This window comes from Streptomyces sp. NPDC107517, from assembly GCF_055582645.1.
The window spans coordinates 10,260-34,966 of record NZ_JBVJPM010000030.1 but is presented as its reverse complement, the minus strand read 5'-3'; the positions used below and the strand labels follow the sequence as shown (position 1 = coordinate 34,966).

Below are 24,707 nucleotides of genomic sequence, written 5' to 3'. Positions count from 1 at the left end.
CTCTGAGCTGGGTTCAATGAAAGGCGTAGGTCGATGATGCGTACGCGTCCGCTGAAGGTGGCGCTCCTTGGCTGTGGGGTAGTCGGCTCAGAGGTGGCGCGCATCATGACGACGCACGCCGACGACCTCGCGGCCCGGATCGGCGCCCCCGTGGAACTGGCCGGGGTCGCCGTCCGGCGCCCGTCGAAGGTGCGCGAGGGCATCGACCCTGCGCTGGTGACGACGGACGCGACCGCGCTGGTCAAACGGGGCGACATCGACGTGGTCGTCGAGGTCATCGGAGGCATCGAGCCGGCCCGCGGCCTCATCACGACGGCGTTCGAGCACGGCGCCTCCGTCGTCTCCGCCAACAAGGCGCTCATCGCCCAGGACGGCGCCGCGCTGCACGCCGCCGCCGAGGAGCACGGCAGGGACCTCTACTACGAGGCCGCCGTCGCCGGTGCGATCCCGCTGATCAGGCCGCTGCGCGAGTCCCTCGCCGGCGACAAGATCAACCGCGTGATGGGCATCGTCAACGGCACCACGAACTTCATCCTCGACAAGATGGACTCGACGGGCGCCGGCTACCAGGAGGCCCTCGACGAGGCCACCGCGCTCGGCTACGCCGAGGCCGACCCCACCGCCGACGTCGAGGGCTTCGACGCCGCCGCCAAGGCCGCCATCCTCGCCGGGATCTCCTTCCACACCCGCGTACGTCTCGACGACGTGTACCGCGAGGGCATGACCGAGGTGACCGCAGCCGACTTCGCTTCCGCGAAGGAAATGGGCTGCACCATCAAGCTGCTCGCGATCTGTGAGCGGGCGGCGCACGGCGGGTCCGTCACCGCGCGCGTGCACCCCGCGATGATTCCGCTCGACCACCCCCTCGCCTCCGTGCGCGGCGCGTACAACGCCGTGTTCGTCGAGGCCGAGGCCGCCGGCCAGCTCATGTTCTACGGGCCCGGAGCCGGTGGCGCGCCCACCGCGTCGGCCGTGCTCGGCGACCTCGTGGCCGTGTGCCGCAACAAGCTCGGCGAGGCCACCGGACCCGGTGACTCCGCCTACACCCAGCTGCCCGTCTCGCCCATGGGCGAGGTCGTGACGCGCTACCACATCAGCCTCGACGTGGCCGACAAGCCGGGCGTGCTCGCCCAGGTGGCGACGGTCTTCGCCGAGCACGGCGTATCCATTGACACGGTGCGCCAATCGGGCAAGGACGGCGAGGCCTCCCTCGTCGTGGTCACCCACCGTGCGGCGGACGCGGCCCTCACCGGGACCGTCGACGCGCTGCGCAAGCTCGACACCGTGCGTGGTGTCGCCAGCATCATGCGTGTTGAAGGGGAGTAACGAGCAATGACCCACCAGTGGCGCGGAATCATCGAGGAGTACCGCGACCGGCTTCCGGTGTCCGACACCACGCCGGTCGTCACGCTGCGCGAGGGCGGTACGCCGCTCGTGCCCGCCCAGGTGCTCTCCGAGCGCACGGGCTGCGAGGTCCACCTCAAGGTCGAGGGCGCCAACCCGACCGGGTCCTTCAAGGACCGCGGCATGACGATGGCGATCACGAAGGCCAAGGAGGAGGGCGCGCAGGCCGTCATCTGCGCCTCCACCGGCAACACGTCCGCCTCGGCCGCGGCCTACGCCGTGCGCGCCGGCATGGTCTGCGCCGTGCTCGTCCCGCAGGGCAAGATCGCGCTCGGCAAGATGGGCCAGGCACTGGTCTACGGTTCGAAGATCCTCCAGGTCGACGGCAACTTCGACGACTGCCTGAACCTGGCCCGCGCCCTCTCCGAGAACTACCCGGTGGCGCTGGTCAATTCGGTCAACCCGTTCCGTATCGAGGGCCAGAAGACCGCCTCGTTCGAGATCGTCGACGCGCTCGGCGACGCCCCCGACATCCATGTCCTTCCCGTCGGCAACGCCGGCAACATCACGGCCTACTGGAAGGGCTACAAGGAGTACGCGGCGGACGGCATCGCCACGCACACCCCGCGCATGTGGGGCTTCCAGGCGTCCGGTTCCGCGCCCATCGTGCGCGGCGAGATCGTCAAGGACCCGTCGACGATCGCCACCGCGATTCGCATCGGCAACCCCGCGTCATGGGACTTCGCGCTGGCCGCCCGTGACGAGTCCGGCGGCTTCATCGATGAAGTGACGGACCGTGAAATCCTGCGTGCCTACAAGCTGTTGGCCTCCCAGGAGGGTGTCTTCGTGGAGCCCGCGTCGGCCGCCTCCGTCGCCGGTCTGCTCAAGGCCGCCGAGCAGGGCAAGGTCGACAAGGGGCAGAAGATCGTCTGCACCGTCACGGGCAACGGCCTCAAGGACCCCGACTGGGCCGTCGCGGGTGCTCCGCAGCCCGTCACCGTCCCGGTCGACGCGGCCACCGCGGCCGAGCGCCTCGGCCTGGCGTAACCGGACAGGGCCGGTCAACTCCGCACAGGGGGTGCACAGGGGGCTAGCGACACGCATCGTGCGCCTCCTGTGCGCCCTATGTCGCCACAGAACCTTCCTTCGATAGGCTGTACTGAACCCACCCCGCCGCACCTGCACATGCCGCGGTGCCGCAGGCGTTTTCGTAGCCCTCGCGGCCTTCGGGTTCTCACACGGGCAGCAATCATCGGATCTCTACCGCAGTCACCTCGTTCATCACGCAAGAACCGCAGCTCAAGGAGTGTCATCGAGCGATGGCCGGTCCCGCCTTCCGCGCCGCCGCCGTCAGGGTGCGCGTCCCCGCCTCCAGCGCCAACCTCGGCCCGGGCTTCGATGCCTTCGGCCTGTCGCTGGGTCTCTACGACGACGTGGTCGTCCGGGTCGCCGACTCCGGCCTGAACATCGACATCGCAGGTGAGGGCTCCGACACCCTCCCGCGCGACGAGTCCCATCTGCTCGTACGTTCCCTGCGCACCGCCTTCGACCTGCTCGGCGGACAGCCGCGCGGCCTCGAGGTCGTCTGCGCCAACCGGATCCCGCACGGCCGCGGCCTCGGCTCCTCGTCGGCCGCCATCTGCGCCGGCATCGTCGCCGCGCGCGCCGTGACGATAGGCGGCGACGCCCGGCTCGACGACGCGGCCCTTCTTGAGCTCGCGACCGAGATCGAGGGGCACCCGGACAACGTCGCGGCCTGCCTGCTCGGCGGCTTCACGCTCTCCTGGATGGACGGCGGCGCGGCCCGGGCGATCAGGATGGATCCCGCCGGTTCCATCGTTCCGGTGGTTTTCGTACCGGGAAAGCCGGTACTCACCGAGACCGCACGCGGTCTCCTGCCGCGCAGCGTCCCCCATGTGGACGCCGCGGTGAACGCGGGCCGAGCGGCCCTGCTCGTAGAGGCCCTCACGAGGCGCCCCGAGCTGCTGCTGCCCGCCACCGAGGACCGGCTCCACCAGGAGTACCGGGCTCCCGCGATGCCGGAGAGCCTCGCACTCGTGGAGCGGCTGCGGGCCGACGGCGTACCCGCGGTGATCTCAGGGGCGGGACCCACGGTCCTCGCCCTTGTGGAGAAGGAAGCGGCCGACAAGGTCGCCCGGCTGGCCGGTGAGGGATGGGCGGCGAACCGCCTCGACCTCGATGTCGACGGGGCGAGCGTGCTGCCGCTTGCTCACTGATACACGGTTGCCGGAATTCGAGAGGGGGAATATTTGTTGGATCCGGTAGTGTTAACCTCAAGTCTGCACCCGACCCCACCATGGCGAGGTGCTGTGTGTCCCCCTCCGGGACAACCATTCTTCCAGGAGCCCCGCAAATTGCTCGGTGCCGTGCGCTGAGCCGTTTTGAGCATGCTCCGGAACCGGTGTGATCGAGCCGGGTGACACAGACATTCCAGTGGAACCCGCGGCTTCGGGACTCGCCGTCACCAATGAATTCTTCCGCCGCGTTGGCGGACCACCGCCCCGGCACGGTCCATACCGACAGGACCACCGCCGGACAGCACAACCGGTCGCCGAGCCAGACAGGCCGACGTCCGCTCCAGGGAAGGACCCTTCGTGAGCGACACCACCGATCTGATGGGCGTGAGCGCCGACAGCTCCGCTGCCGCGCCCGCCGATGCGGATGCCTCTGCTGCGCCTGCCGCCGGTGCTTCGGGCTCCCGGCGGCGCCGCGGTACCGGCCTCGAGGGCATGGTGCTGGCCGAGCTCCAGCAGGTCGCATCGGGCCTCGGCATCAGGGGCACCGCGCGTATGCGCAAGAGCCAGCTGATCGAGGTCATCAAGGAGGCGCAGGCCGGGGGCGGCGCTCCCGCGAAGAGCGCCGACACCACCGAGACCAAGCCGAAGCGCCGCGCCACCTCCAAGGCGCGCACCGGTGACGAGGCCGCGGCGAACGGCACCGAGGCCCCGGCGAAGGCCGTCAAGGCTGCGGACGCCAAGGCCGCGAAGGACGCCACCGCTCAGCAGCAGATCGACATCCCCGGTCAGCCGGCGAGCGACGACAAGGGCGGCGACCGCCGTCGCCGCCGTGCCACCTCGGAGGCCGGCAGCCCCGAGACCGTCACGGCCGAGGCGAAGACCGAGACCAGGACCGACACCCAGGGCGACGCCGGCGACAACGGCGCCGAGGGCCGTCGCGAGCGCCGTGACCGCCGTGACCGCGGTGACCGTGGCGGCGACCGCGGTGAGCGCGGTGGCCGTGAGCGCGGCGACCGCCGTGGCAAGGGCGACGAGCAGGGCAAGGAGCAGGGCGGCAACCGCCAGCCGCAGGGCGGCGGACGCCAGGACCGTCAGCGTGACAACGGCCCGCAGGACGACGACGACTTCGAGGGTGGCCGCCGCGGCCGCCGTGGCCGCTACCGCGACCGCCGTGGCCGTCGCGGGCGCGACGAGGCCGGTTTCGGCAACGAGGTGCAGGTCTCCGAGGACGACGTCCTGATCCCCGTCGCGGGCATCCTGGACATCCTCGACAACTACGCGTTCATCCGGACCTCGGGCTACCTGCCCGGTCCGAACGACGTGTACGTGTCCCTCGCCCAGGTCCGCAAGAACGGCCTGCGCAAGGGTGACCACGTCACCGGCGCGGTCCGCCAGCCCAAGGACGGCGAGCGCCGCGAGAAGTTCAACGCCCTGGTGCGTCTGGACTCGACCAACGGCATGGCACCCGACTCCGGGCGCGGGCGGCCGGAGTTCAACAAGCTGACGCCGCTCTACCCGCAGGACCGGCTCCGTCTGGAGACCGACCCGGGCATCCTGACCACCCGCATCATCGACCTCGTGTCGCCGATCGGTAAGGGTCAGCGAGGCCTGATCGTGGCCCCGCCGAAGACCGGCAAGACCATGATCATGCAGGCGGTCGCCAACGCGATCACCACCAACAGCCCCGAGTGCCACCTGATGGTCGTCCTGGTCGACGAGCGTCCGGAAGAGGTCACCGACATGCAGCGGTCGGTGAAGGGCGAGGTCATCTCCTCGACCTTCGACCGCCCGGCCGAGGACCACACCACGGTCGCCGAGCTCGCCATCGAGCGCGCCAAGCGTCTTGTGGAGCTCGGTCACGACGTGGTCGTCCTGCTCGACTCGATCACGCGTCTGGGCCGTGCCTACAACCTGGCGGCGCCGGCCTCCGGCCGCATCCTGTCCGGTGGTGTCGACTCGACCGCGCTCTACCCGCCGAAGCGCTTCTTCGGTGCGGCGCGCAACATCGAGGACGGCGGCTCGCTGACCATTCTCGCCACCGCGCTGGTCGACACCGGCTCGCGCATGGACGAGGTGATCTTCGAGGAGTTCAAGGGCACCGGCAACATGGAGCTCAAGCTCGACCGCAAGCTCTCGGACAAGCGCATCTTCCCCGCGGTGGACGTCGACGCGTCCTCCACCCGTAAGGAAGAGATCCTGCTCAACGCGGAAGAGCTGGCGATCGTCTGGAAGCTGCGCCGGGTGCTGCACGCGCTCGACTCGCAGCAGGCCATCGAGCTGCTTCTCGACAAGATGAAGCAGACGAAGTCGAACGCCGAGTTCCTGATGCAGATCGCGAAGACGACGCCGACGCCGGGCAACGGCAACGACTGAGAGCTTCGCTCTGCGGTAGCACCGCTCAAGGGCCGCCCCCGTCACATCCGTGACGGGGGCGGCTCTTTGTGCTGTTCGGGGAGGGTTGTACGATCGCGCTCTTCATCCAACGTTCAACTCATTGCTCCCTGGGGGGACTTGCGTGGACATATCTGTATCCGGCTCCGGCCGGCACCGCCGAAGACTCGGCAAGATGCTGCCGGCCGCCGCGGCCGGGCTCGCGCTGATCGGCGGAGGCGCGTTCGCCGTCACCTCTTATGCGGGGGAGTCCGACACCGGCCGGGTCGTGCAGCCGCCGCCCGGCGCGAAGACCGCCGAGCCCGCGGCGTCCTCCCCGTCGCCGAGCGGCGACAAGAAGGTCACGCCCCGCATCATCGGCGGCACGTCGAGCGCCGCCTCCTGGATGGTGCAGCTCGTCTACAACGACCCCGCCGGCGGCTCGTACTTCGTCTGCGGCGGCACCCTGGTCGCGCCCAACAAGGTGCTCACCGCCGCGCACTGCCTGCACGACGAGAACGGCAACCGGCAGGACTGGGGCAAGTACGGCGAAGTCGCCGTGGGCACCAGCAAGAGCGTCACCGTCGCCGGCAACGGCGCCACGTACATCGACGTCACCCGCAGCTGGGTCCGCGACGGCTACGACCCCGACGCCATCACGAATGACGTCGCCCTGCTCACCCTCGCCAAGCCGGTCGCCCAGACCACGCTGGAGCTCGCCGGTGCGGACGACAGCGCGCTGTACGCCGCCGGCACGAACGCCACCGTGTACGGCTGGGGTCTCACCAGCTCGAACGAGGACACCGCCGACATCGCGTCCCAGCTGCAGAAGGTCACCCTGCCGCTGAACTCCGACGACGCCTGCACCCAGAACCTCGACCCGTACTTCCAGGCCGGGAAGATGATCTGCGCCGGACAGCTCGGCACCGGCGACGACAGCACGGGCAAGACCACGTGCCCGGGCGACTCGGGCGGCCCGCTCGTCGTGGGCGACAAGGTGGTCGGCATCGTGTCCTGGGGCATCAGCCAGGGCAGTCAGGTCTGCAACGTCTCCGGCACGTACGAGGCCTTCACCAAGGTCTCCACGTACCAGCCCAAGGTCCGTCCGCGCATCGACGACACCGACATCAGCCGCAACGGCAAGGCCGACCTCTTCGTCCGGGCCTCCTCCGGCGGCAAGGGCTACGTCAAGGAGTCCACGGGCAGCGGCTTCGCCACGCGCAAGACGATGAGCGGGTCCTGGAGCGCGTACAACCTGGTCCTCCAGGCCGACATGAACCGCGACGGCTACCAGGACTTCATCATCCGCCGCCGGTCGGACGGGAACGTCTACTGGCGGCACCGCTCCGCGTCCAGCTCGACGTACACGGACACGAAGATCGCGAGCGACTGGTCCACGCGGAAGTTCGTCGTCGTGCCGGGCGACGTGACCGGCGACCGGTACCCCGACCTGCTGTCGGTGACCTCCGGCGGCACGCTCTACCTGTACCCCGGCAAGGGCGACGGGACGTACGGCACCCGCACCACCGTCGGCAGCGGCTACCAGGCCTTCAACTCCTTGCGGGGCAAGGGCGACTTCACCGGTGACGGGAAGAGCGACCTGATCGCCCGCGGCAGCGGCGGCAAGCTGTACCTGCTGAAGGGCACCGGCAAGGCGTCCGCGCCCTTCGAGACCGGCGTGCAGGTGCGCACCTGGGACGGGTACAACGCGTTCGCGGCGCCGGGTGACGTGACCGGCGACGGCAAGGCCGACTACGTGGCCCGCACGCCCGGCGGCACGCTCTATCTGTACCCGGGCACGGGGACCGCCTCCTCGGAGATCTTTGCCACACGCATCAAGATCGGGACCGGCTACACGCAGTACAACATCTTCGGATAAAGCCGCAGGTGAGAGCCGGACGATCGGCTTTCGTCAGCACGCGCTGTGCCCGTCGCGACCGTCGCGGCGGGCACAGCGCGTTGTGCAACCCTTCTTCCCGGTTTCCACGTCCGGTGAGGGCACGGACGAAGAGACGTCCGATCGAGCCTGACCCTGCAAACAGGGGGTAACCGAACAAACGAGCAGTTGAGGACTGAGGAGCACATGCCTGACGAGAGCAGCCCCGTGACCACCGATCCGAGCCGCCCCACCCGCGGCGGAGGCGGCGGCCGACGGCGCAGGCCGCGCGCCAGGCGCAGCAAGGCCCTCGTCATCACGGCCTGCACCGCGGCGGGACTCGTCGTCGTGGCGGGCGCGGGCGCCGGCTTCCTGTACTTCAAGCTCAACGGGAACATCAAGGGCGTCGACATCAACGCCGCGCTCGGCACCGACCGCCCCACGAACGTCGACAACGGCTCGATGGACATCCTCGTCCTCGGCTCGGACTCGCGCTCCGGCGCGAACGCCAAGTACGGCAAGGACGGCGGCGGCGCCCGCTCCGACACCGCGATGGTCGTCCACGTGTACAAGGGCCACAAGAAGGCCTCCGTGGTCTCCATACCGCGCGACACCCTCGTCACACGGCCGGCCTGCACCGACAGCGCCGGGAACACCGTCGCGGGCGGCAGCCAGCAGATGTTCAACACGGCGTACGAGGTCGGCGGCCCCGCCTGCGCCGTCAAGACGGTCGAGAAGATGTCCGGGATCCGCATGGACCACTACGTCGAGGTCGACTTCTCGGGCTTCAAGAAGCTCATCAACACCCTCGGCGGCGTCGACATCACGACCCAGCAGGCCATCAACGACGACAAGAGCCATCTGCACCTGGCGGCCGGCGCGCACACCCTCAACGGCGAGCAGGCGCTCGGCCTCGTCCGCACCCGGCACGCCGTCGGCGACGGCAGCGACCTGGGCCGAATACAGCTCCAGCAGGCCTTCATGAAGGCGCTGATCAACCAGATCAAGGACGTCGGCGTCTTCACCAGCCCCAAGAAGCTCTACGACCTCGCGGACACCGCCACCAGCGCCGTCACCACCGACTCCGAGCTCAACTCGGTCAAGGAACTGGCGGGCTTCGCGAGCGGCCTCAAGGGCATCGGCGCCGGCGACATGAAGATGGTGACGCTCCCCGTCCAGTACGACCCCGCCGATCCGAACCGCGTACTCCCGCTGGAGAAGGCGGGCGCGAGGGTGTGGGCGGCGCTCGAGGCGGACCGGCCCGTTCCGGCCTCCGCGATCAAGAACTCCGCCGGTGACAAGGGTGCCGCGGGCTCGGTCGTCACCAGCCACTAGCCGGTCACCGGGCGTCATCGGCCGCAGGTCACCACGTGACGGTGACCCTTCGGGAATAGTTCCGCCCCGACCCCGGTTTTGGGGGATACGGCCAGTCCTGGCAGACTGGTACGTCGGCCCCGGTTCACGCCCCCGCAATCCGCGGAAGCGACCCGGAGCCCTCCGAGATCATAGGAGACACCTTGAAGCGCGACATCCACCCCGAGTACGTCGAGACGCAGGTCAGCTGCACCTGTGGCGCGTCGTTCACCACCCGTAGCACCATCTCGTCCGGCACCGTCCGTGCCGAGGTCTGCTCCGAGTGCCACCCGTTCTACACGGGCAAGCAGAAGATCCTCGACACCGGTGGCCGCGTGGCCCGCTTCGAGGCCCGCTTCGGCAAGGCTGCCGCCAACAAGTAGCGAGCCACTTGCGCCGGTCCACGGCCGCCCTTCGGGGCGGGCCGGGACCGGCGTGCTTGTTTTTGGTTGGCCGGGGACCCCGGGGGTCTTCCCCGGCCGGCCGGTGGCCGTTCCCTTTCGCTGTACCTCACTTCAGGAGCCGGAGATGTTCGAGGCCGTCGAGGACCTCATCGGTGAGCACGCCGATCTCGAGAAGAAGCTCGCGGACCCCTCGGTCCACGCCGACCAGGCGAACGCGCGCAAGCTCAACAAGCGCTACGCCGAGCTGACCCCGATCGTCGCCACCTACCGCTCCTGGAAGCAGACCGGTGACGACATCGAGACCGCGCGCGAACTCGCCGCGGACGACCCGGACTTCGCCGCCGAGGTCAAGGACCTCGAGAAGCAGCGCGCGGAGATCACCGAGAAGCTGCGGCTCCTGCTGGTCCCCCGGGACCCCAACGACGACAAGGACGTCATCCTCGAGGTCAAGGCGGGCGCGGGCGGCGACGAGTCGGCCCTCTTCGCCGGCGACCTGCTGCGCATGTATCTGCGGTACGCGGAGCGTGTCGGCTGGAAGACCGAGATCATCGACGCCACCGAGTCCGAACTGGGCGGCTACAAGGACGTCCAGGTCGCGGTGAAGACCAAGGGCGGCAACGGCGCGACCGAGCCCGGCCAGGGCGTCTGGGCCCGCCTGAAGTACGAGGGAGGCGTGCACCGCGTGCAGCGTGTGCCGTCGACCGAGTCGCAGGGCCGCATCCACACCTCCGCCGCCGGCGTCCTCGTGACGCCCGAGGCCGAGGAGGTCGACGTCGAGATCCACGCGAACGACCTCCGCATCGACGTCTACCGCTCCTCGGGCCCCGGCGGCCAGTCCGTCAACACGACCGACTCGGCGGTGCGCATCACGCACCTGCCCACCGGAGTGGTCGCTTCCTGCCAGAACGAGAAGAGCCAGCTCCAGAACAAGGAGCAGGCGATGCGTATCCTGCGCTCCAGGCTTCTGGCGGCAGCGGTGGAGGAAGCGGAGAAGGAAGCCGCGGACGCCCGTCGCAGCCAGGTCCGTACCGTCGACCGCTCCGAGAAGATCCGTACATACAACTTCCCGGAGAACCGCATCTCGGACCACCGCGTCGGTTTCAAGGCGTACAACTTGGACCAGGTGCTCGACGGTGAACTCGACCCGGTGATCCAGGCCTGTGTCGACGCCGACTCGGCCGCCAAGCTCGCCGCCGCCTAAGCCACACCAAAAAAGACCAGCTCAGCCCCGGAGGACCAGCGTGCAGCAACATCTTGGGGGGCGACCCCCAAACCCCCGCAGCGTGCTGCTCGCGGAAGTCGCCCAGGCCACCCAGCGCCTCGCCGACGCGGGCGTGCCCTCGCCGCGCAACGACGCGGAGGAGCTCGCCGCCTTCGTCCACGGCGTGAAGCGGGGCGAGCTGCATCTCGTCAAGGACGCGGACTTCGACGCCCGTTACTGGGAGGTCACCGCGCGCCGCGAGGCCCGCGAGCCGCTCCAGCACATCACCGGGCGCGCCTACTTCCGCTACCTCGAACTCCAGGTGGGTCCGGGCGTGTTCGTGCCGCGGCCCGAGACGGAGTCCGTGGTCGGCTGGGCCATAGACGCCGTACGGGCCATGGATGTCGTCGAGCCGCTCATCGTCGACCTGTGCACGGGCTCGGGCGCCATCGCGCTCGCCCTCGCGCAGGAGGTCCCGCGCTCCCGTGTGCACGCCGTGGAGCTGTCCGAGGACGCCCTGCGCTGGACGCGCAAGAACGTCGAGGGATCCAGGGTCGACCTGCGTCAGGGAGACGCCCTGGAGGCCTTCCCGGAGCTCGACGGCCAGGTCGACCTGGTGGTCTCCAACCCGCCGTACATCCCGCTCACCGAGTGGGAGTACGTCGCCCCCGAGGCCCGCGACCACGACCCCGAACTCGCTCTGTTCTCGGGCGAGGACGGGCTCCACCTGATCCGCGGCATCGAGCGCACCGCGCACCGCCTGCTGCGGCCCGGAGGCGTCGTCGTCGTCGAGCACGCCGACACCCAGGGCGGCCAGGTCCCGTGGATCTTCACCGAGGAACGGGGCTGGGCCGACGCCGCCGACCACCCCGACCTGAACAACCGCCCGCGTTTCGCGACCGCCCGCAAGGCGATGCCGTGACGCGACAGAATCAGCGCAGCACCAGCAGTACCGGCAGCACCGGCACTTCCCGCATCTCTCGCATGGACTACGTGTACTTCGTGTACGAGGAGGCCCGCTAAATGGCTCGGCGATACGACACCAACGACGCGTCGGACCGTACGACCGGTCTGCGTGAAGCCGCGTCCGCCGTCCGCCGCGGTGAGCTCGTCGTGCTGCCCACCGACACCGTGTACGGCATCGGAGCCGACGCCTTCACCGCCGAGGCGGTCGCCGACCTCCTGGACGCCAAGGGGCGCGGCCGCAACATGCCGACCCCGGTCCTCATCGGCTCCCCGAACACGCTGCACGGCCTCGTCACGGACTTCTCCGAGATGGCCTGGGAACTCGTCGACGCGTTCTGGCCGGGCGCCCTCACGCTCGTCGCCAAGCACCAGCCGTCCCTGGCGTGGGACCTCGGCGACACCCGAGGCACCGTCGCCGTGCGCATGCCCCTGCACCCGGTCGCGATCGAGCTGCTCACCGAGGTCGGCCCCATGGCCGTGTCCTCCGCGAACCTCACCGGGCACCCCGCCCCCGAGGACTGCGACGCCGCGCAGGACATGCTCGGCGACTCCGTCTCCGTCTACCTCGACGGCGGCCCCACGCCCGGCATCGTCCCGTCCTCGATCGTCGACGTGACCGGGAAGGTTCCGGTGCTCCTGCGCGCGGGTGCCCTGACCGCGGACGAGCTGCGCAAGGTCGTACCCGACCTCGAGGTGGCGAATTGACAGCCCCTGAGACGGGGCGTGGCATAGGCAACGGGGACTCCTTCCGCATCCTCCATGTCAGCACCGGCAACGTGTGCCGCTCGCCGATCACCGAGCGGCTGACCCGGCACGCCCTGGTGGACCGGCTCGGCGACCCCCTCGTACGCGGTCTGATCGTGGAGAGCGCGGGCACCTGGGGCCATGAGGGCGCGCCCATGGAGGCCAACGCCGAGACGGTCCTCGCGGACTTCGGGGCGGACGCCTCCGGTTTCGTGGGCCGCGAGCTCCTCGACGACCACGTGATCCGCGCGGACCTGGTCCTCACGGCCACCCGCGACCACCGCGCCCAGGTCATCTCCATGGGCCACAGCGCGGGCCTGCGCACCTTCACGCTGAAGGAGTTCACACGCCTCGTCCAGGCGATCGACCCGGCCACGCTGCCCGATCCGCTGGACGGCGGCGTGGTGGAGCGCGCACGCGCCCTGGTGCGCGCCGCGGCGGCTCTACGCGGGTGGCTTCTCGCCCCGAACGTCGAGGCCGACGAGGTCTACGACCCGTACGGCGCACCGCTGCCCTTCTTCCGCTCGGTCGGCGAGGAGATCAGCGAAGCGCTGGAACCCGTGGTGACGGCGCTGACGGGTGTCCCGGCGTGCAGGTGAACTCAGTGACAGCGACTGCCGGAGTACCCGCTCGTACCTGAGTTCCGGGCGGCGCGGGCATCGCGGGCCTACATTGGATTTGAGGTCACCCCCGCGAGGCCCGGAGCCCAAGATGCCGGTCACCACTGAACAGACCCCCGCCGGTGCGACGTACGCGCACGCCGGCTTCGACGTGCTGCGCCTGCAGGACCCGGAGATCGCCGAGATCATGCTCGGCGAGGCGGACCGGCAGGCCACGTCGCTCCAGCTGATCGCCGCCGAGAACTTCACGTCGCCGGCCGTACTCGCGGCCCTCGGCTCCCCGCTCGCCAACAAGTACGCCGAGGGCTACCCCGGCGCCCGCCATCACGGCGGCTGCGAGCTCGTCGACATGGCGGAGCGGATCGCGGTCGACCGGGCCAGAGCTCTCTTCGGCGCCGAGCACGCCAATGTGCAGCCCCACTCCGGCTCCTCCGCGGTCCTCGCCGCGTACGCCGCCCTGCTGCGCCCCGGCGACACCGTCCTCGCGATGGGGCTCTCGTACGGCGGCCATCTCACCCATGGGTCGCCCGCGAACTTCTCGGGCCGCTGGTTCGACTTCGTGCCCTACGGCGTCGATCCCGAGTCCGGCCTCATCGACCACGACCAGGTCCGCGCGCTGGCCCGCGCCCACCGTCCCAAGGCGATCGTCTGCGGCTCCATCGCCTATCCGCGGCACATCGACTACGCGGCCTTCCGCGACATCGCCGACGACGTGGGCGCCTACCTCATCGCCGACGCCGCGCACCCCATCGGCCTGGTCGCCGGTGGATCGGCGCCGAACCCGGTGCCGTACGCCGATGTCGTCTGCGCCACCACGCACAAGGTCCTGCGCGGCCCCCGCGGCGGCATGGTCCTGTGCGGGGCCGAGCTCGCCCAGCGGATCGACCGGGCCGTCTTCCCCTTCACGCAGGGCGGCGCCCAGATGCACACGATCGCCGCCAAGGCCGTCGCGTTCGGCGAGGCGGAGACCCCGGCCTTCGCCGCGTACACCCGTCAGGTGGTCGCCAACGCGAGGGTTCTCGCGGCCGCGCTGGCCACCGAGGGCCTCGCGATCACCACCGGCGGCACGGACACCCATCTGCTGACCGCCGACCCCACCTCGCTGGGCGTCGACGGCCCGACCGCCCGGGGCCGGCTCGCTTCGGCGGGCATGGTCCTCGACACCTGCGCGCTGCCCTTCGGGGACGGGCGCGGCCTGCGCCTCGGCACCGCCGCCGTCACCACCCAGGGCATGGGCGAACCGGAGATGGCGCGCATCGCGGCGCTCTTCTCGGGGGTGCTGCGGGACGAGGTCGATCCGCGGACCGCACGCGCGGAAGTGCGCGATCTCACCGGAAGATTTCCGCCGTATCCGGCCTAGACAGGGGTGGGCGGGCCAGAGTGGTCCGTCACTCGTGCAACCATCATCGCTACCCGGCAGTCCTTCACCACATGCGCGCGAAGCTAGGGTGTGGGGCTGAGATGGCCAGCGATATCTGTGGGGAAGCCCGTGCGTGAATACCTGCTGACGCTCTGCATCACGGCCGCGGTGACATACCTGCTGACCGGCCCGGTGCGGAAGTTCGCGATCGTGGCCGGCGCCATGCCGGAGATCCGCGCCCGCGACGTACACCGGGAGCCCACGCCCCGGCTCGGCGGGATCGCCATGTTCTTCGGTCTGTGCGCGGGTCTCCTCGTCGCGGACCACCTGACGAACCTCAGTCCCGTCTTCGAGATGTCGAACGAGCCGCGGGCGTTGCTCTCCGGAGCCGCGCTGATCTGGCTGATCGGTGTCCTGGACGACAAGTTCGAGATCGACGCCCTGATCAAGCTGGGCGGCCAGATGATCGCCGCCGGCGTCATGGTCATGCAGGGTCTGACGATCCTGTGGCTGCCGATCCCGGGTGTGGGCACGGTCTCGCTGACGCAGTGGCAGGGCACGCTCCTCACCGTCGCCCTGGTCGTGATCAGCATCAACGCGGTCAACTTCGTGGACGGCCTCGACGGCCTGGCGTCCGGCATGGTGTGCATCGCCGCGTCGGCGTTCTTCCTGTACTCCTACCGCCTCTGGTACGGCTACGGCATCGAGGCGGCAGCCCCCGCGACGCTGTTCGCGGCGATCCTGATCGGCATGTGTCTGGGCTTCCTGCCGCACAACATGCATCCCGCCAGGATCTTCATGGGCGACTCCGGATCGATGCTCATCGGCCTCGTCCTGTCCGCCGGCGCCATCTCCATCACCGGCCAGGTCGACCCGAGCCTGATGAAGCTGAACTTCGGCGGCACCCGTGACGCCACCCACGCGATGGTCCCGGTCTTCATCCCGCTGCTGATGCCGCTGACGATCATCGCGGTGCCGTTCGCGGACCTGGTCCTCGCGATCGTGCGCCGCACGTGGAAGGGCCAGTCGCCGTTCGCCGCGGACCGCGGGCACCTGCACCACCGGCTCCTGGAGATCGGCCACTCCCACAGCCGCGCGGTCCTGATCATGTACTTCTGGTCGGCGCTGCTGTCCTTCGGCGCGGTCGCCTACTCCGTCCACTCGACGTCCATGTGGATCGTCCTGGCGATCGTCGCGCTCAGCTTCGTCGGTCTCGTACTGCTTCTGCTGCCGCGCTTCACGCCGCGCGCCCCGCGCTGGGCGGAGGCCTTCGTGCCGCCGCGCTACCGGCGCAGGCTGGCCGCGCGGGCGGCGGCCGAGGTGCCTGAGACGTCGCCGTCGTACGCGGTTCAGGAGGAAGGCGCCGGGGCGGCCGAGGAGGCGACCGAGGGCGAGGGTGCGCGCACGCCGATGCCCGCAGGAGTCAACGGGGCAACGGCCATTGGCCCCCGTTCGCGCTTCCTGGATCGGCGGAAGGCGCACTCGTCGCGCTGACGCGGGACACGAAAACGCCTCATTACCAGACAAGTTGGCCGCGTTTTTGCACAGACGCGCGGGTTACCTCTCACGTGTGACAGTGAGCACACTGCAGAGGTAAAGACCTCATCAAATAGTTTGTGATACCGTTCACGAGACCCGGGGATAGAGCCGAAGGACCGTAGTGCGACGGCCCATTGGCCCGAAGTTCCCTCTCGGCCCCGGTCTACGCTCGTCCATGACGACACCCTGCCCCCACCAGTAAGCGGAGCTGCCGCCATGCCCTCCAATGACGCACGGATCCTCCTGCAGGCCGTTGTGCCCACAGCCATTGCCGGCGCGATTGCCGCCGTGATCAGTGGTGTGGTCGCCGGTGGCAAGGGGGCCCTCGGTGCGGTCATCGGCACGGTGGTCGTCATCCTCTTCATGGGCCTCGGGCAGGTCGTCCTCCAGCGGACGGCAAAATCGCTTCCGCAGCTCTTCCAGGCGATGGGGCTGATGCTCTACGTCGCTCAGCTGCTGCTGCTTCTGATCTTCGTGGCCGTGTTCAAGGACACGACACTGTTCAACCCCAAGGCCTTCGCCGCTTCACTCGTCGCCGCCACCGTCGTATGGATGGCCGCGCAGGCGCGTGCGCACATGAAGGCCAAGATTTTCTATATCGATCCCGACTCGGGCAAAGACTCCGAGAAGAGTGACAAGCCCGAGAATTCAGGGTCGTCCTCATGAGGGGTAGGGGCGGGATAAGTGCGGGTTCGCGTTACTGCTATCGTCCGGTGCCAACTGCGGCACTGCGGGCGCGGGCATCTGAGCTGACGCCTGCTCGACTGCGAGGCTCACTGCCTGCCTGCCGCCCCCACATCCGAAACACCAGACCGGTGCCGATCCGCGGCTGCGCGCCGCAACGACACAACGAGGTTGCCGTACCTATGCGTCACGCCGAAGGAGCCCGTGGTGAGTGCTGACCAGACTGAGCTCGCCTTTGACTGGAGCTGTCGGATCCTGTCCGACAACGGCTGCGGCTTTCCGGCTCCCGGTCTGCACTCGTTCCTGTTCCAGCCGATCTTCACCGTCGGCGGGTTCGAGTTCAACAAGGTGATGCTGCTTGCCCTGTTGACGACGCTGGTCATCGTGAGCCTGTTCTACGCCGCCTTCGGCCGAGCCAAGGTGGTCCCGGGGAAGCTCCAGATGATCGGTGAGGCGGGGTACGACTTCGTACGCCGCAACATCGTCTACGAGACCCTCGGCAAGAAGGAGGGCGAGAAGTACGTCCCCGTCATGGTCTCGATGTTCTTCTTCATCTGGATCATGAACGTGTGGTCCGTGATTCCGCTGGCCCAGTTCCCGGTGTCGTCGGTCATCGCGTACCCGATCGTGCTCGCCGTCATCGTCTACCTGATCTGGGTCCCGCTGACCTTCAAGCGCCACGGCTTCGTGGGCGGCTGGAAGAACATCACGGGCTACGACAACTCGCTCGGCCCGATCAAGTGGCTCGTCTCGTTCATCGAGTTCTTCTCGAACCTGCTCGTCCGGCCGTTCACGCACGCGGTGCGACTGTTCGCGAACATGTTCGCCGGTCACCTGATGCTGGTCATGTTCACCGTTGCCTCCTGGTACCTGCTGAACAGCTACATGATCCCGGCCGCGGGCGTCTCGTTCGTCATGACCGTCGTCATGATCCTCTTCGAGCTTTTCGTGCAGGCCGTCCAGGCGTACGTCTTCGTGCTCCTCGCCTGCTCGTACATCCAGGGCGCGCTCGCCGAGCACCACTGAGCCAGTCCCGTCCCGTCATATTTCAGTCGTCCGGTGGCCAACCCCCACCGGTTCGTTAAAGAGAAGGAAGTAACGGCATGTCCGCGACCATCGAACTCGCCGCTGGCGTCACCGGCTCCCTCGGTTCCATCGGCTACGGTCTCGCTGCCATCGGCCCCGGCATCGGCGTCGGCATCGTCTTCGGTAACGGCACCCAGGCCCTGGCCCGCCAGCCCGAGGCCGCCGGCCTGATCCGCGCCAACCAGATCCTCGGCTTCGCCTTCTGTGAGGCCCTCGCCCTCATCGGCATCGTCATGCCGTTCGTGTTCGGTCGCTAAACCCAGCTACCTGACACTTTTCGACGAAAGGCATTGATGTGATCGCCAACCTGGTTGCACTCGCGGCCGAGGAGGAGCAGAACCCGCTCATCCCGCCGGGTCCCGAGCTGCTCATTGGCACGCTTGCCTTCGCCATCGTCTTCTTCTTCTTCGCCAAGAAGCTCCTCCCGCGTATCAACAAGACGCTGGAAGAGCGCCGCGAGCTGATCGAAGGCGGTATCGAGAAGGCCGAGTCGGCCCAGACCGAGGCCCAGAGCGTGCTCGAGCAGTACAAGGCTCAGCTGGCCGAGGCTCGTCACGAGGCCGCGCGTCTGCGCCAGGAGGCGCAGGAGCAGGGCGCCACGCTCATCGCCGAGATGCGCGCGGAAGGCCAGCGGCAGCGTGAGGAGATCATCGCCGCCGGCCACTCGCAGATCGAGGCCGACCGCAAGGCCGCCGCTCAGGCGCTGCGCCAGGACGTGGGCCAGCTGGCCACCACGCTGGCCGGCAAGCTGGTCGGCGAGTCCCTCGAGGACCACGCCCGGCAGTCGCGCACGATCGACCGTTTCCTCGATGACCTCGAGGAGAAGGCCGAGGCTGCTCGATGACTGCCCACGGAGCGAGCCGCGAGGCACTCGCCTCCGCACGTGAGCGTCTCGACGCGCTGACCGACAGCACCTCGGTCGACGCCCGACAGCTTGCATCCGAGCTGGCCGCGGTCACCGCGCTGCTCGACCGCGAGGTGTCGCTGCGTCGGGTCCTGACCGACCCGGCGCAGTCCGGCGAGGCCAAGGCCGAGCTCGCGGGCCGCCTGCTGAGCGGCCAGGTCAGCGGTCCGACCGCCGACCTGGTGGCCGGCCTGGTCCGCTCCCGCTGGTCCGCCTCGCGCGACCTGGTCGACTCCGTCGAGGAGCTGGCCAGCATCGCCGAGCTGACCGCGGCGCAGCAGGCCGGTGAGCTGGACGACGTAGAGGACGAGCTGTTCCGGTTCGGCCGGATCGTGGCGTCGAGCACCGAGCTGCGCGCCGCGCTCACGGACCGTATCGCCACGGGCACGGCCAAGGGCGAGCTGCTGCGCAGCCTGCTCGGCGGTCGCGCCACGGCCACGACCGAGCGTCTCGTCGAGCGCCTTGTGACCCAGCCGCGTGGACGTAGCCTGGAGATGGGACTCGAGTCCCTGTCCAAGCTCGCCGCGGAGCGCCGGGACCGCATGGTCGCCGTCGTCACCACGGCGGTGCCGCTGAGCGATGCGCAGAAGCAGCGCCTGGGCGCAGCCCTGGCGAAGCTCTACGGGCGTCAGATGCACCTGAACCTCGACGTGGACCCCGAGGTCCTCGGCGGGATCAACGTGCAGGTGGGCGACGAGCTCATCAACGGAAGCATCGCGGACCGCATTGAGGACGCCAGCCGCCGTATGGCCGGCTAGCGGACTCGCACAACGTAGTAGTACCTACGGCCCTAGTTGGGCCGTGCAGAGGATTCCTGGGGGCTGACCCCAGACCCCCCAAGAAAACTTCGGGCCCAACAAGGAGAGCAGGGAACCCAGATGGCGGAGCTCACGATCCGGCCGGAGGAGATCCGGGACGCGCTGGAGAACTTTGTCCAGGCGTACAAGCCGGACGCGGCCTCGCGCGAGGAGGTCGGTACGGTCACCCTTGCCGGCGACGGCATCGCGAAGGTCGAGGGCCTGCCCTCGGCCATGGCCAACGAACTGCTGAAGTTCGAGGACGGCACCCTCGGCCTCGCCCTCAACCTCGAGGAGCGCGAGATCGGTGCCATCGTGCTCGGTGAGTTCACCGGTATCGAGGAGGGCCAGCCGGTGCAGCGCACCGGTGAGGTGCTCTCCGTCGCCGTCGGCGAGGGTTACCTGGGTCGCGTCGTCGACCCGCTCGGCAACCCGATCGACGGCCTCGGCGAGATCGAGACCAGCGCGCGTCGTGCCCTTGAGCTGCAGGCCCCCACGGTCACGCAGCGCAAGTCGGTGCACGAGCCGATGGAGACCGGCTACAAGGCCGTCGACGCGATGACCCCGATCGGCCGCGGTCAGCGTCAGCTGATCATCGGCGACCGCCAGACGGGCAAGACCGCCCTGGCCGTCGACACGATCATCAACCAGCGCGACAACTGGCGCACCGGCGACCCGAAGAAGCAGGTCCGCTGCATCTACGTCGCCGTCGGTCAGAAGGGTTCGACCATCGCCTCCGTGCGTGGCGCCCTCGAAGAGGCCGGCGCGCTGGAGTACACGACCATCGTCGCCGCCCCGGCGTCCGACCCGGCCGGCTTCAAGTACCTGGCGCCGTACACCGGTTCGGCCATCGGTCAGCAGTGGATGTACGAGGGCAAGCACGTCCTCATCGTCTTCGACGACCTCTCGAAGCAGGCCGACGCCTACCGCGCCGTGTCCCTGCTGCTCCGCCGCCCGCCGGGGCGCGAGGCCTACCCGGGTGACGTCTTCTACCTGCACTCCCGCCTCCTCGAGCGCTGCGCGAAGCTCTCGGACGAGCTGGGTGCCGGCTCGATGACCGGTCTGCCGATCGTCGAGACCAAGGCGAACGACGTGTCGGCGTTCATCCCGACCAACGTCATCTCCATCACCGACGGCCAGTGCTTCCTGGAGTCGGACCTGTTCAACGCCGGTCAGCGCCCCGCGCTGAACGTCGGTATCTCCGTCTCCCGAGTCGGTGGTTCCGCGCAGCACAAGGCGATGAAGCAGGTCTCCGGCCGCCTGCGCGTGGACCTCGCCCAGTTCCGTGAGCTCGAGGCGTTCGCCGCCTTCGGTTCCGACCTGGACGCCGCGTCGAAGGCCCAGCTGGAGCGCGGTCAGCGCATGGTCGAGCTGCTCAAGCAGCCCCAGTACCAGCCGATGGCGACCGAGGACCAGGTTGTCTCCGTCTGGGCCGGCACCACCGGCAAGATGGACGACGTCCCGGTCGCGGACATCCGGCGCTTCGAGCGCGAGCTGCTCGACTACCTGCACCGCAAGGAGCAGGGCCTGATGACCTCCATCAAGGAGGGCGGCAAGATGTCGGACGACACCCTGACCGCCACCGCCGACGCCATCGCGGAGTTCAAGAAGCAGTTCGAGACCTCGGACGGGAAGCTTCTCGGCGAGGACGCTCCGGCCGCCGCCGGTAAGTGACGACGGAAGGGACCTGACTCATGGGAGCCCAGCTCCGGGTCTACAAGCGTCGCATCAAATCCGTCACCGCGACCAAGAAGATCACCAAGGCGATGGAGATGATCGCCGCCTCGCGTGTCGTCAAGGCGCAGCGCAAGGTGGCGGCCTCCACGCCGTACGCGACCGAGCTCACCCGCGCGGTCACGGCTGTCGGCACCGGTTCGAACACGAACCACCCGCTGACGACGGAGCCGGAGACGGCGACGCGCTCCGCGGTGCTGCTCCTCACGAGCGACCGCGGACTGGCCGGCGCCTTCAACTCGAACGCCATCAAGGCCGCGGAGAAGCTGACCGCGCGTCTCGAGGCCGAGGGCAAGGAGGTCGAGATCTACATCGTCGGCCGCCGCGGTGTCGCCCACTACAACTTCCGTGAGCGCAAGATCGCGGAGCAGTGGACGGGCTTCACCGACGAGCCCACGTACGCGGACGCCAAGAAGGTCGCGGGCCCGCTGATCGAGGCGATCGAGAAGGACTCGGCGGAGGGCGGCGTGGATGAACTCCACATCGTCTACACGGAGTTCATCTCGATGATGACGCAGTCGGCCATTGACGGCCGTCTGCTTCCGCTCAGCCTCGAAGAGGTGGCGGAGGAGTCGAAGTCCAAGGGCGAGATCCTTCCGCTGTACGACTTCGAACCGTCGGCGGAGGACGTCCTCGACGCCCTGCTGCCGCGCTACGTCGAGAGCCGTATCTACAACGCGCTGCTCCAGTCGGCTGCTTCCAAGCACGCCGCCACGCGCCGCGCGATGAAGTCGGCGACCGACAACGCGGGAGACTTGATCAACTCGCTCTCCCGACTTGCCAACGCGGCCCGCCAGGCCGAAATCACCCAGGAAATCAGCGAGATCGTCGGCGGCACTGCAGCCCTGGCCGACGCGACCGCGGGGAGTGACAAGTAATGACGACCACTGTTGAGACGGCCGTTGCCACGGGCCGCGTCGCCCGGGTCATCGGCCCGGTCGTCGACGTGGAGTTCCCCGTCGACGCGATGCCGGAGATCTACAACGCCCTGCACGTCCAGGTCGACGACCCGGCCACCGAGGGCGCGAAGAAGACGCTGACCCTCGAGGTCGCCCAGCACCTGGGTGACGGCGTGGTCCGTACGGTCTCGATGCAGCCCACCGACGGCCTGGTCCGCCAGGCCGCCGTGACGGACACCGGCGCCGGCATCTCGGTGCCCGTCGGTGACCTGACCAAGGGCCGGGTGTTCAACACCCTGGGCGACGTGCTGAACGACGACGCGTCCAGCGTCTCCGAGGCCCCGCGCTGGGAGATCCACCGCAAGGCCCCGGCCTTCGACCAGCTCGAGTCCAAGACCGAGATGTTCGAGACCGGCCTGAAGGTCGTCGACCTTCTCACCCCGTACGTCAAGGGTGGAAAGATCGGTCTGTTCGGTGGTGCCGGTGTCGGCAAGACCGTTCTGATCCAGGAAATGATCGTCCGTGTGGCCAAGCTGCACGACGGTGTCTCCGTCTTCGCCGGTGTCGGCGAGCGCACCCGTGAGGGCAACGACCTCATGGTCGAGATGGAGGAAGCCGGCGTTCTGGACAAGACCGCGCTGGTCTTCGGCCAGATGGACGAGCCGCCGGGCACGCGTCTTCGCGTCGCCCTGGCCGGTCTGACCATGGCGGAGTACTTCCGCGATGTGCAGAAGCAGGACGTGCTGTTCTTCATCGACAACATCTTCCGCTTCACGCAGGCCGGTTCCGAGGTCTCGACCCTGCTCGGCCGCATGCCCTCCGCGGTGGGTTACCAGCCGACCCTCGCCGACGAGATGGGTCTCCTCCAGGAGCGCATCACGTCGACCCGTGGTCACTCGATCACCTCGATGCAGGCGATCTACGTCCCCGCGGACGACCTGACCGACCCGGCCCCGGCCACCACGTTCGCCCACCTCGACGCGACGACGGTTCTCTCCCGTCCGATCTCCGAGAAGGGCATCTACCCGGCCGTGGACCCGCTGGACTCCACGTCCCGCATCCTGGACCCGCGCTACATCGCGCAGGACCACTACGACGCCGCGATGCGTGTCAAGACGATCCTGCAGAAGTACAAGGACCTCCAGGACATCATCGCGATCCTCGGTATCGACGAGCTGGGCGAGGAGGACAAGCTCGTTGTCCACCGTGCCCGTCGCGTCGAGCGCTTCCTGTCGCAGAACACCCACGCCGCCAAGCAGTTCACCGGCGTGGACGGTTCGGACGTGTCGCTCGAGGAGTCGATCACCGCGTTCAACGCGATCTGCGACGGTGAGTACGACCACTTCCCCGAGCAGGCGTTCTTCATGTGCGGTGGCATCGAGGACCTGAAGGCCAACGCCAAGGAGCTCGGCGTCTCCTGATTCTGGCTTCTCCGGAAGCACAGACTCGTGGGAGAGGGGCGGGGGATACCCGCAGGGTGTGTCCGCCCCTCTCCGTACGCCGACTAGACTTTGACCCAACACCCGGCAGCAACCGCCGGGTGGTGACCCGAGGAGCCCACCTTGGCTGCTGAGCTGCACGTCGAGCTCGTCGCCGCGGACCGCAGTGTCTGGTCCGGCGAGGCCACCCTGGTCGTCGCGCGCACCACGTCCGGCGACATCGGCGTCATGCCCGGTCACCAGCCGCTTCTCGGTGTGCTGGAGTCGGGCCCGGTGATGATCCGCACGAGCGACGGCGGGACGGTTGTCGCCGCTGTGCACGGCGGTTTCGTCTCGTTCGCCGACAACAAGCTGTCCCTGCTTGCCGAGATCGCCGAGCTTTCGGACGAGATCGATGTCCAGCGTGCGGAGCGGGCGCTCGAGCGCGCGAAGTCGGATGCGGACGCATCCGCCGAGCGTCGCGCCGACGTCCGACTGCGTGCGGTGGCGACGCGCTGACCCCTGGGGGTACCTCCCAGGCCCTTTAGGCTATGGGGGAGCGCGGAGTGACATGACTCAGCCGCGGCCAGGACCGGAGAGCCTCTCCGGACCGGGTCGCGGCTGAGGCGATCCTTGGTCAATTTTGCAGTTCCGTTATCGGATCCGCTGTCGGGCCCGTTATCAGATGAGGCGAGGAGGTCGGTACGAATGGTCCTCGTTCTCGTGCTGTGCGTGGTCGCGGTCGTCGTACTCGTGTTGCTGGGGTTGTTCGTCTTCGGCCTGCGGCGCCGGCTGATCCAGCGCTCCGGGGGCACCTTCGACTGCTCCCTGCGGTGGGACGTGCCCGAGGGGGGCGACGCCTCCGGCAAGGGCTGGGGCTACGGCGTGGCCCGCTACAACGGTGACCGGATCGAGTGGTTCCGGGTCTTCTCCTACGCGGTCAGGCCGCGCCGCACCCTGGAGCGCTCGGCGATCGAGGTGACGGGCCGGCGCGCGCCGGAGGGTGAGGAGGAGCTGGCCCTGCTCTCGGACGCGATCGTCCTCGCGTGCTCGCACCGCGGCTCGCGTCTCGAGCTGGCGATGAGCGAGGACGCACTGACCGGCTTCCTGGCGTGGCTGGAGGCGGCGCCTCCTGGACAGCGGGTGAACG

The 24,707-nt window shown here is 68.9% G+C and carries 23 protein-coding genes; all 23 read left to right on the top strand.

The window, feature by feature from the left end; genetic code table 11:
- The first annotated feature begins 36 nt into the window (after nt 1-36).
- Entirely contained in the window at nt 37-1,326 is a 1,290-nt protein-coding gene (locus tag ACZ67T_RS39050) for a homoserine dehydrogenase (protein ID WP_469990879.1), read from the top strand.
- A 6-nt stretch (nt 1,327-1,332) separates the two neighbouring features.
- Nucleotides 1,333-2,391 (top strand): threonine synthase, encoded by a 1,059-nt coding sequence (gene thrC / locus ACZ67T_RS39045; RefSeq protein ID WP_100595869.1) that lies wholly within the window; start codon nt 1,333-1,335, stop codon nt 2,389-2,391.
- Nucleotides 2,392-2,663: 272 nt separating this feature from the next.
- Nucleotides 2,664-3,581 carry a homoserine kinase gene (thrB, locus tag ACZ67T_RS39040; RefSeq protein WP_100595868.1) on the top strand — a complete coding sequence of 306 codons (918 nt, stop codon included), beginning with the start codon at nt 2,664-2,666 and terminating at the stop codon, nt 3,579-3,581.
- A gap of 378 nt (nt 3,582-3,959) precedes the next feature.
- The gene (rho, locus tag ACZ67T_RS39035) at nt 3,960-5,975 is read left to right on the top strand and encodes a transcription termination factor Rho (RefSeq protein ID WP_469990818.1); all 2,016 of its coding nucleotides are present in this window, start codon (nt 3,960-3,962) and stop codon (nt 5,973-5,975) included.
- Between the two features lie 142 nt (nt 5,976-6,117).
- Nucleotides 6,118-7,851: a trypsin-like serine protease gene (locus tag ACZ67T_RS39030; protein WP_469990816.1), complete on the top strand. Its 1,734-nt coding sequence runs from the start codon at nt 6,118-6,120 to the stop codon at nt 7,849-7,851.
- 204 nt (nt 7,852-8,055) lie between these two features.
- Nucleotides 8,056-9,183: an LCP family protein gene (locus tag ACZ67T_RS39025; RefSeq protein WP_469990814.1), complete on the top strand. Its 1,128-nt coding sequence runs from the start codon at nt 8,056-8,058 to the stop codon at nt 9,181-9,183.
- Nucleotides 9,184-9,365: 182 nt separating this feature from the next.
- The gene (rpmE, locus tag ACZ67T_RS39020; protein WP_469990812.1) at nt 9,366-9,584 is read left to right on the top strand and encodes a 50S ribosomal protein L31; all 219 of its coding nucleotides are present in this window, start codon (nt 9,366-9,368) and stop codon (nt 9,582-9,584) included.
- Between the two features lie 145 nt (nt 9,585-9,729).
- On the top strand, nt 9,730-10,806 hold the full coding sequence (gene prfA / locus ACZ67T_RS39015; protein ID WP_469990811.1) for a peptide chain release factor 1: 1,077 nt from the start codon (nt 9,730-9,732) through the stop codon (nt 10,804-10,806).
- Nucleotides 10,807-10,888: 82 nt separating this feature from the next.
- Nucleotides 10,889-11,728, top strand: a complete 840-nt coding sequence (gene prmC, locus ACZ67T_RS39010) for a peptide chain release factor N(5)-glutamine methyltransferase (protein WP_100595862.1) — start codon at nt 10,889-10,891, stop codon at nt 11,726-11,728.
- Nucleotides 11,729-11,829: 101 nt separating this feature from the next.
- Complete coding sequence (locus ACZ67T_RS39005; RefSeq protein ID WP_116509888.1) at nt 11,830-12,477, top strand: L-threonylcarbamoyladenylate synthase; 648 nt, start codon at nt 11,830-11,832, stop codon at nt 12,475-12,477.
- Nucleotides 12,474-13,115: an arsenate reductase/protein-tyrosine-phosphatase family protein gene (locus ACZ67T_RS39000; RefSeq protein ID WP_469990809.1), complete on the top strand. Its 642-nt coding sequence runs from the start codon at nt 12,474-12,476 to the stop codon at nt 13,113-13,115. Before ACZ67T_RS39005 ends, ACZ67T_RS39000 begins: the two co-directional genes overlap by 4 nt.
- A gap of 112 nt (nt 13,116-13,227) precedes the next feature.
- The gene (locus tag ACZ67T_RS38995; RefSeq protein ID WP_469990807.1) at nt 13,228-14,496 is read left to right on the top strand and encodes a serine hydroxymethyltransferase; all 1,269 of its coding nucleotides are present in this window, start codon (nt 13,228-13,230) and stop codon (nt 14,494-14,496) included.
- A gap of 129 nt (nt 14,497-14,625) precedes the next feature.
- Entirely contained in the window at nt 14,626-15,990 is a 1,365-nt protein-coding gene (locus ACZ67T_RS38990) for an MraY family glycosyltransferase (RefSeq protein WP_469990806.1), read from the top strand.
- 261 nt (nt 15,991-16,251) lie between these two features.
- Nucleotides 16,252-16,701: a hypothetical protein gene (locus tag ACZ67T_RS38985; protein ID WP_469990804.1), complete on the top strand. Its 450-nt coding sequence runs from the start codon at nt 16,252-16,254 to the stop codon at nt 16,699-16,701.
- Between the two features lie 273 nt (nt 16,702-16,974).
- The gene (gene atpB / locus ACZ67T_RS38980; RefSeq protein WP_469990877.1) at nt 16,975-17,745 is read left to right on the top strand and encodes a F0F1 ATP synthase subunit A; all 771 of its coding nucleotides are present in this window, start codon (nt 16,975-16,977) and stop codon (nt 17,743-17,745) included.
- Between the two features lie 77 nt (nt 17,746-17,822).
- The gene (gene atpE / locus ACZ67T_RS38975; protein ID WP_100595856.1) at nt 17,823-18,062 is read left to right on the top strand and encodes an ATP synthase F0 subunit C; all 240 of its coding nucleotides are present in this window, start codon (nt 17,823-17,825) and stop codon (nt 18,060-18,062) included.
- A 38-nt stretch (nt 18,063-18,100) separates the two neighbouring features.
- Complete coding sequence (locus ACZ67T_RS38970; RefSeq protein WP_100595855.1) at nt 18,101-18,649, top strand: F0F1 ATP synthase subunit B; 549 nt, start codon at nt 18,101-18,103, stop codon at nt 18,647-18,649.
- Nucleotides 18,646-19,467 (top strand): F0F1 ATP synthase subunit delta, encoded by an 822-nt coding sequence (locus ACZ67T_RS38965; protein WP_469990802.1) that lies wholly within the window; start codon nt 18,646-18,648, stop codon nt 19,465-19,467. Before ACZ67T_RS38970 ends, ACZ67T_RS38965 begins: the two co-directional genes overlap by 4 nt.
- A 120-nt stretch (nt 19,468-19,587) precedes the next feature.
- Nucleotides 19,588-21,180 (top strand): F0F1 ATP synthase subunit alpha, encoded by a 1,593-nt coding sequence (gene atpA / locus ACZ67T_RS38960; protein ID WP_469990800.1) that lies wholly within the window; start codon nt 19,588-19,590, stop codon nt 21,178-21,180.
- 20 nt (nt 21,181-21,200) lie between these two features.
- Complete coding sequence (locus tag ACZ67T_RS38955) at nt 21,201-22,118, top strand: F0F1 ATP synthase subunit gamma (RefSeq protein WP_469990798.1); 918 nt, start codon at nt 21,201-21,203, stop codon at nt 22,116-22,118.
- Nucleotides 22,118-23,560, top strand: coding sequence for a F0F1 ATP synthase subunit beta (atpD, locus tag ACZ67T_RS38950; protein WP_376537578.1), 1,443 nt, complete (start codon nt 22,118-22,120; stop codon nt 23,558-23,560). The genes ACZ67T_RS38955 and atpD overlap by 1 nt, the downstream gene beginning before the upstream one ends.
- A gap of 141 nt (nt 23,561-23,701) precedes the next feature.
- Entirely contained in the window at nt 23,702-24,076 is a 375-nt protein-coding gene (locus ACZ67T_RS38945; RefSeq protein WP_356284701.1) for a F0F1 ATP synthase subunit epsilon, read from the top strand.
- A gap of 189 nt (nt 24,077-24,265) precedes the next feature.
- A partial coding sequence (locus tag ACZ67T_RS38940; RefSeq protein WP_469990796.1) for a DUF2550 domain-containing protein occupies nt 24,266-24,707 on the top strand: 442 nt, incomplete at its 3' end.

What these genes read in the sequence shown, in the direction of transcription:
- atpA (WP_469990800.1), top strand. Translation starts at nt 19,588, where the DNA reads ATGGCGGAGCTCACGATCCGGCCGGAGGAGATCCGGGACGCGCTGGAG.
- thrC (WP_100595869.1), top strand. Translation starts at nt 1,333, where the DNA reads ATGACCCACCAGTGGCGCGGAATCATCGAGGAGTACCGCGACCGGCTT.
- ACZ67T_RS38955 (WP_469990798.1), top strand. Translation starts at nt 21,201, where the DNA reads ATGGGAGCCCAGCTCCGGGTCTACAAGCGTCGCATCAAATCCGTCACC.
- ACZ67T_RS38995 (WP_469990807.1), top strand. Translation starts at nt 13,228, where the DNA reads ATGCCGGTCACCACTGAACAGACCCCCGCCGGTGCGACGTACGCGCAC.
- prfA (WP_469990811.1), top strand. Translation starts at nt 9,730, where the DNA reads ATGTTCGAGGCCGTCGAGGACCTCATCGGTGAGCACGCCGATCTCGAG.
- ACZ67T_RS39050 (WP_469990879.1), top strand. Translation starts at nt 37, where the DNA reads ATGCGTACGCGTCCGCTGAAGGTGGCGCTCCTTGGCTGTGGGGTAGTC.
- ACZ67T_RS38985 (WP_469990804.1), top strand. Translation starts at nt 16,252, where the DNA reads ATGCCCTCCAATGACGCACGGATCCTCCTGCAGGCCGTTGTGCCCACA.
- ACZ67T_RS39025 (WP_469990814.1), top strand. Translation starts at nt 8,056, where the DNA reads ATGCCTGACGAGAGCAGCCCCGTGACCACCGATCCGAGCCGCCCCACC.
- ACZ67T_RS38965 (WP_469990802.1), top strand. Translation starts at nt 18,646, where the DNA reads ATGACTGCCCACGGAGCGAGCCGCGAGGCACTCGCCTCCGCACGTGAG.
- atpD (WP_376537578.1), top strand. Translation starts at nt 22,118, where the DNA reads ATGACGACCACTGTTGAGACGGCCGTTGCCACGGGCCGCGTCGCCCGG.
- thrB (WP_100595868.1), top strand. Translation starts at nt 2,664, where the DNA reads ATGGCCGGTCCCGCCTTCCGCGCCGCCGCCGTCAGGGTGCGCGTCCCC.
- atpE (WP_100595856.1), top strand. Translation starts at nt 17,823, where the DNA reads ATGTCCGCGACCATCGAACTCGCCGCTGGCGTCACCGGCTCCCTCGGT.
- ACZ67T_RS39005 (WP_116509888.1), top strand. Translation starts at nt 11,830, where the DNA reads ATGGCTCGGCGATACGACACCAACGACGCGTCGGACCGTACGACCGGT.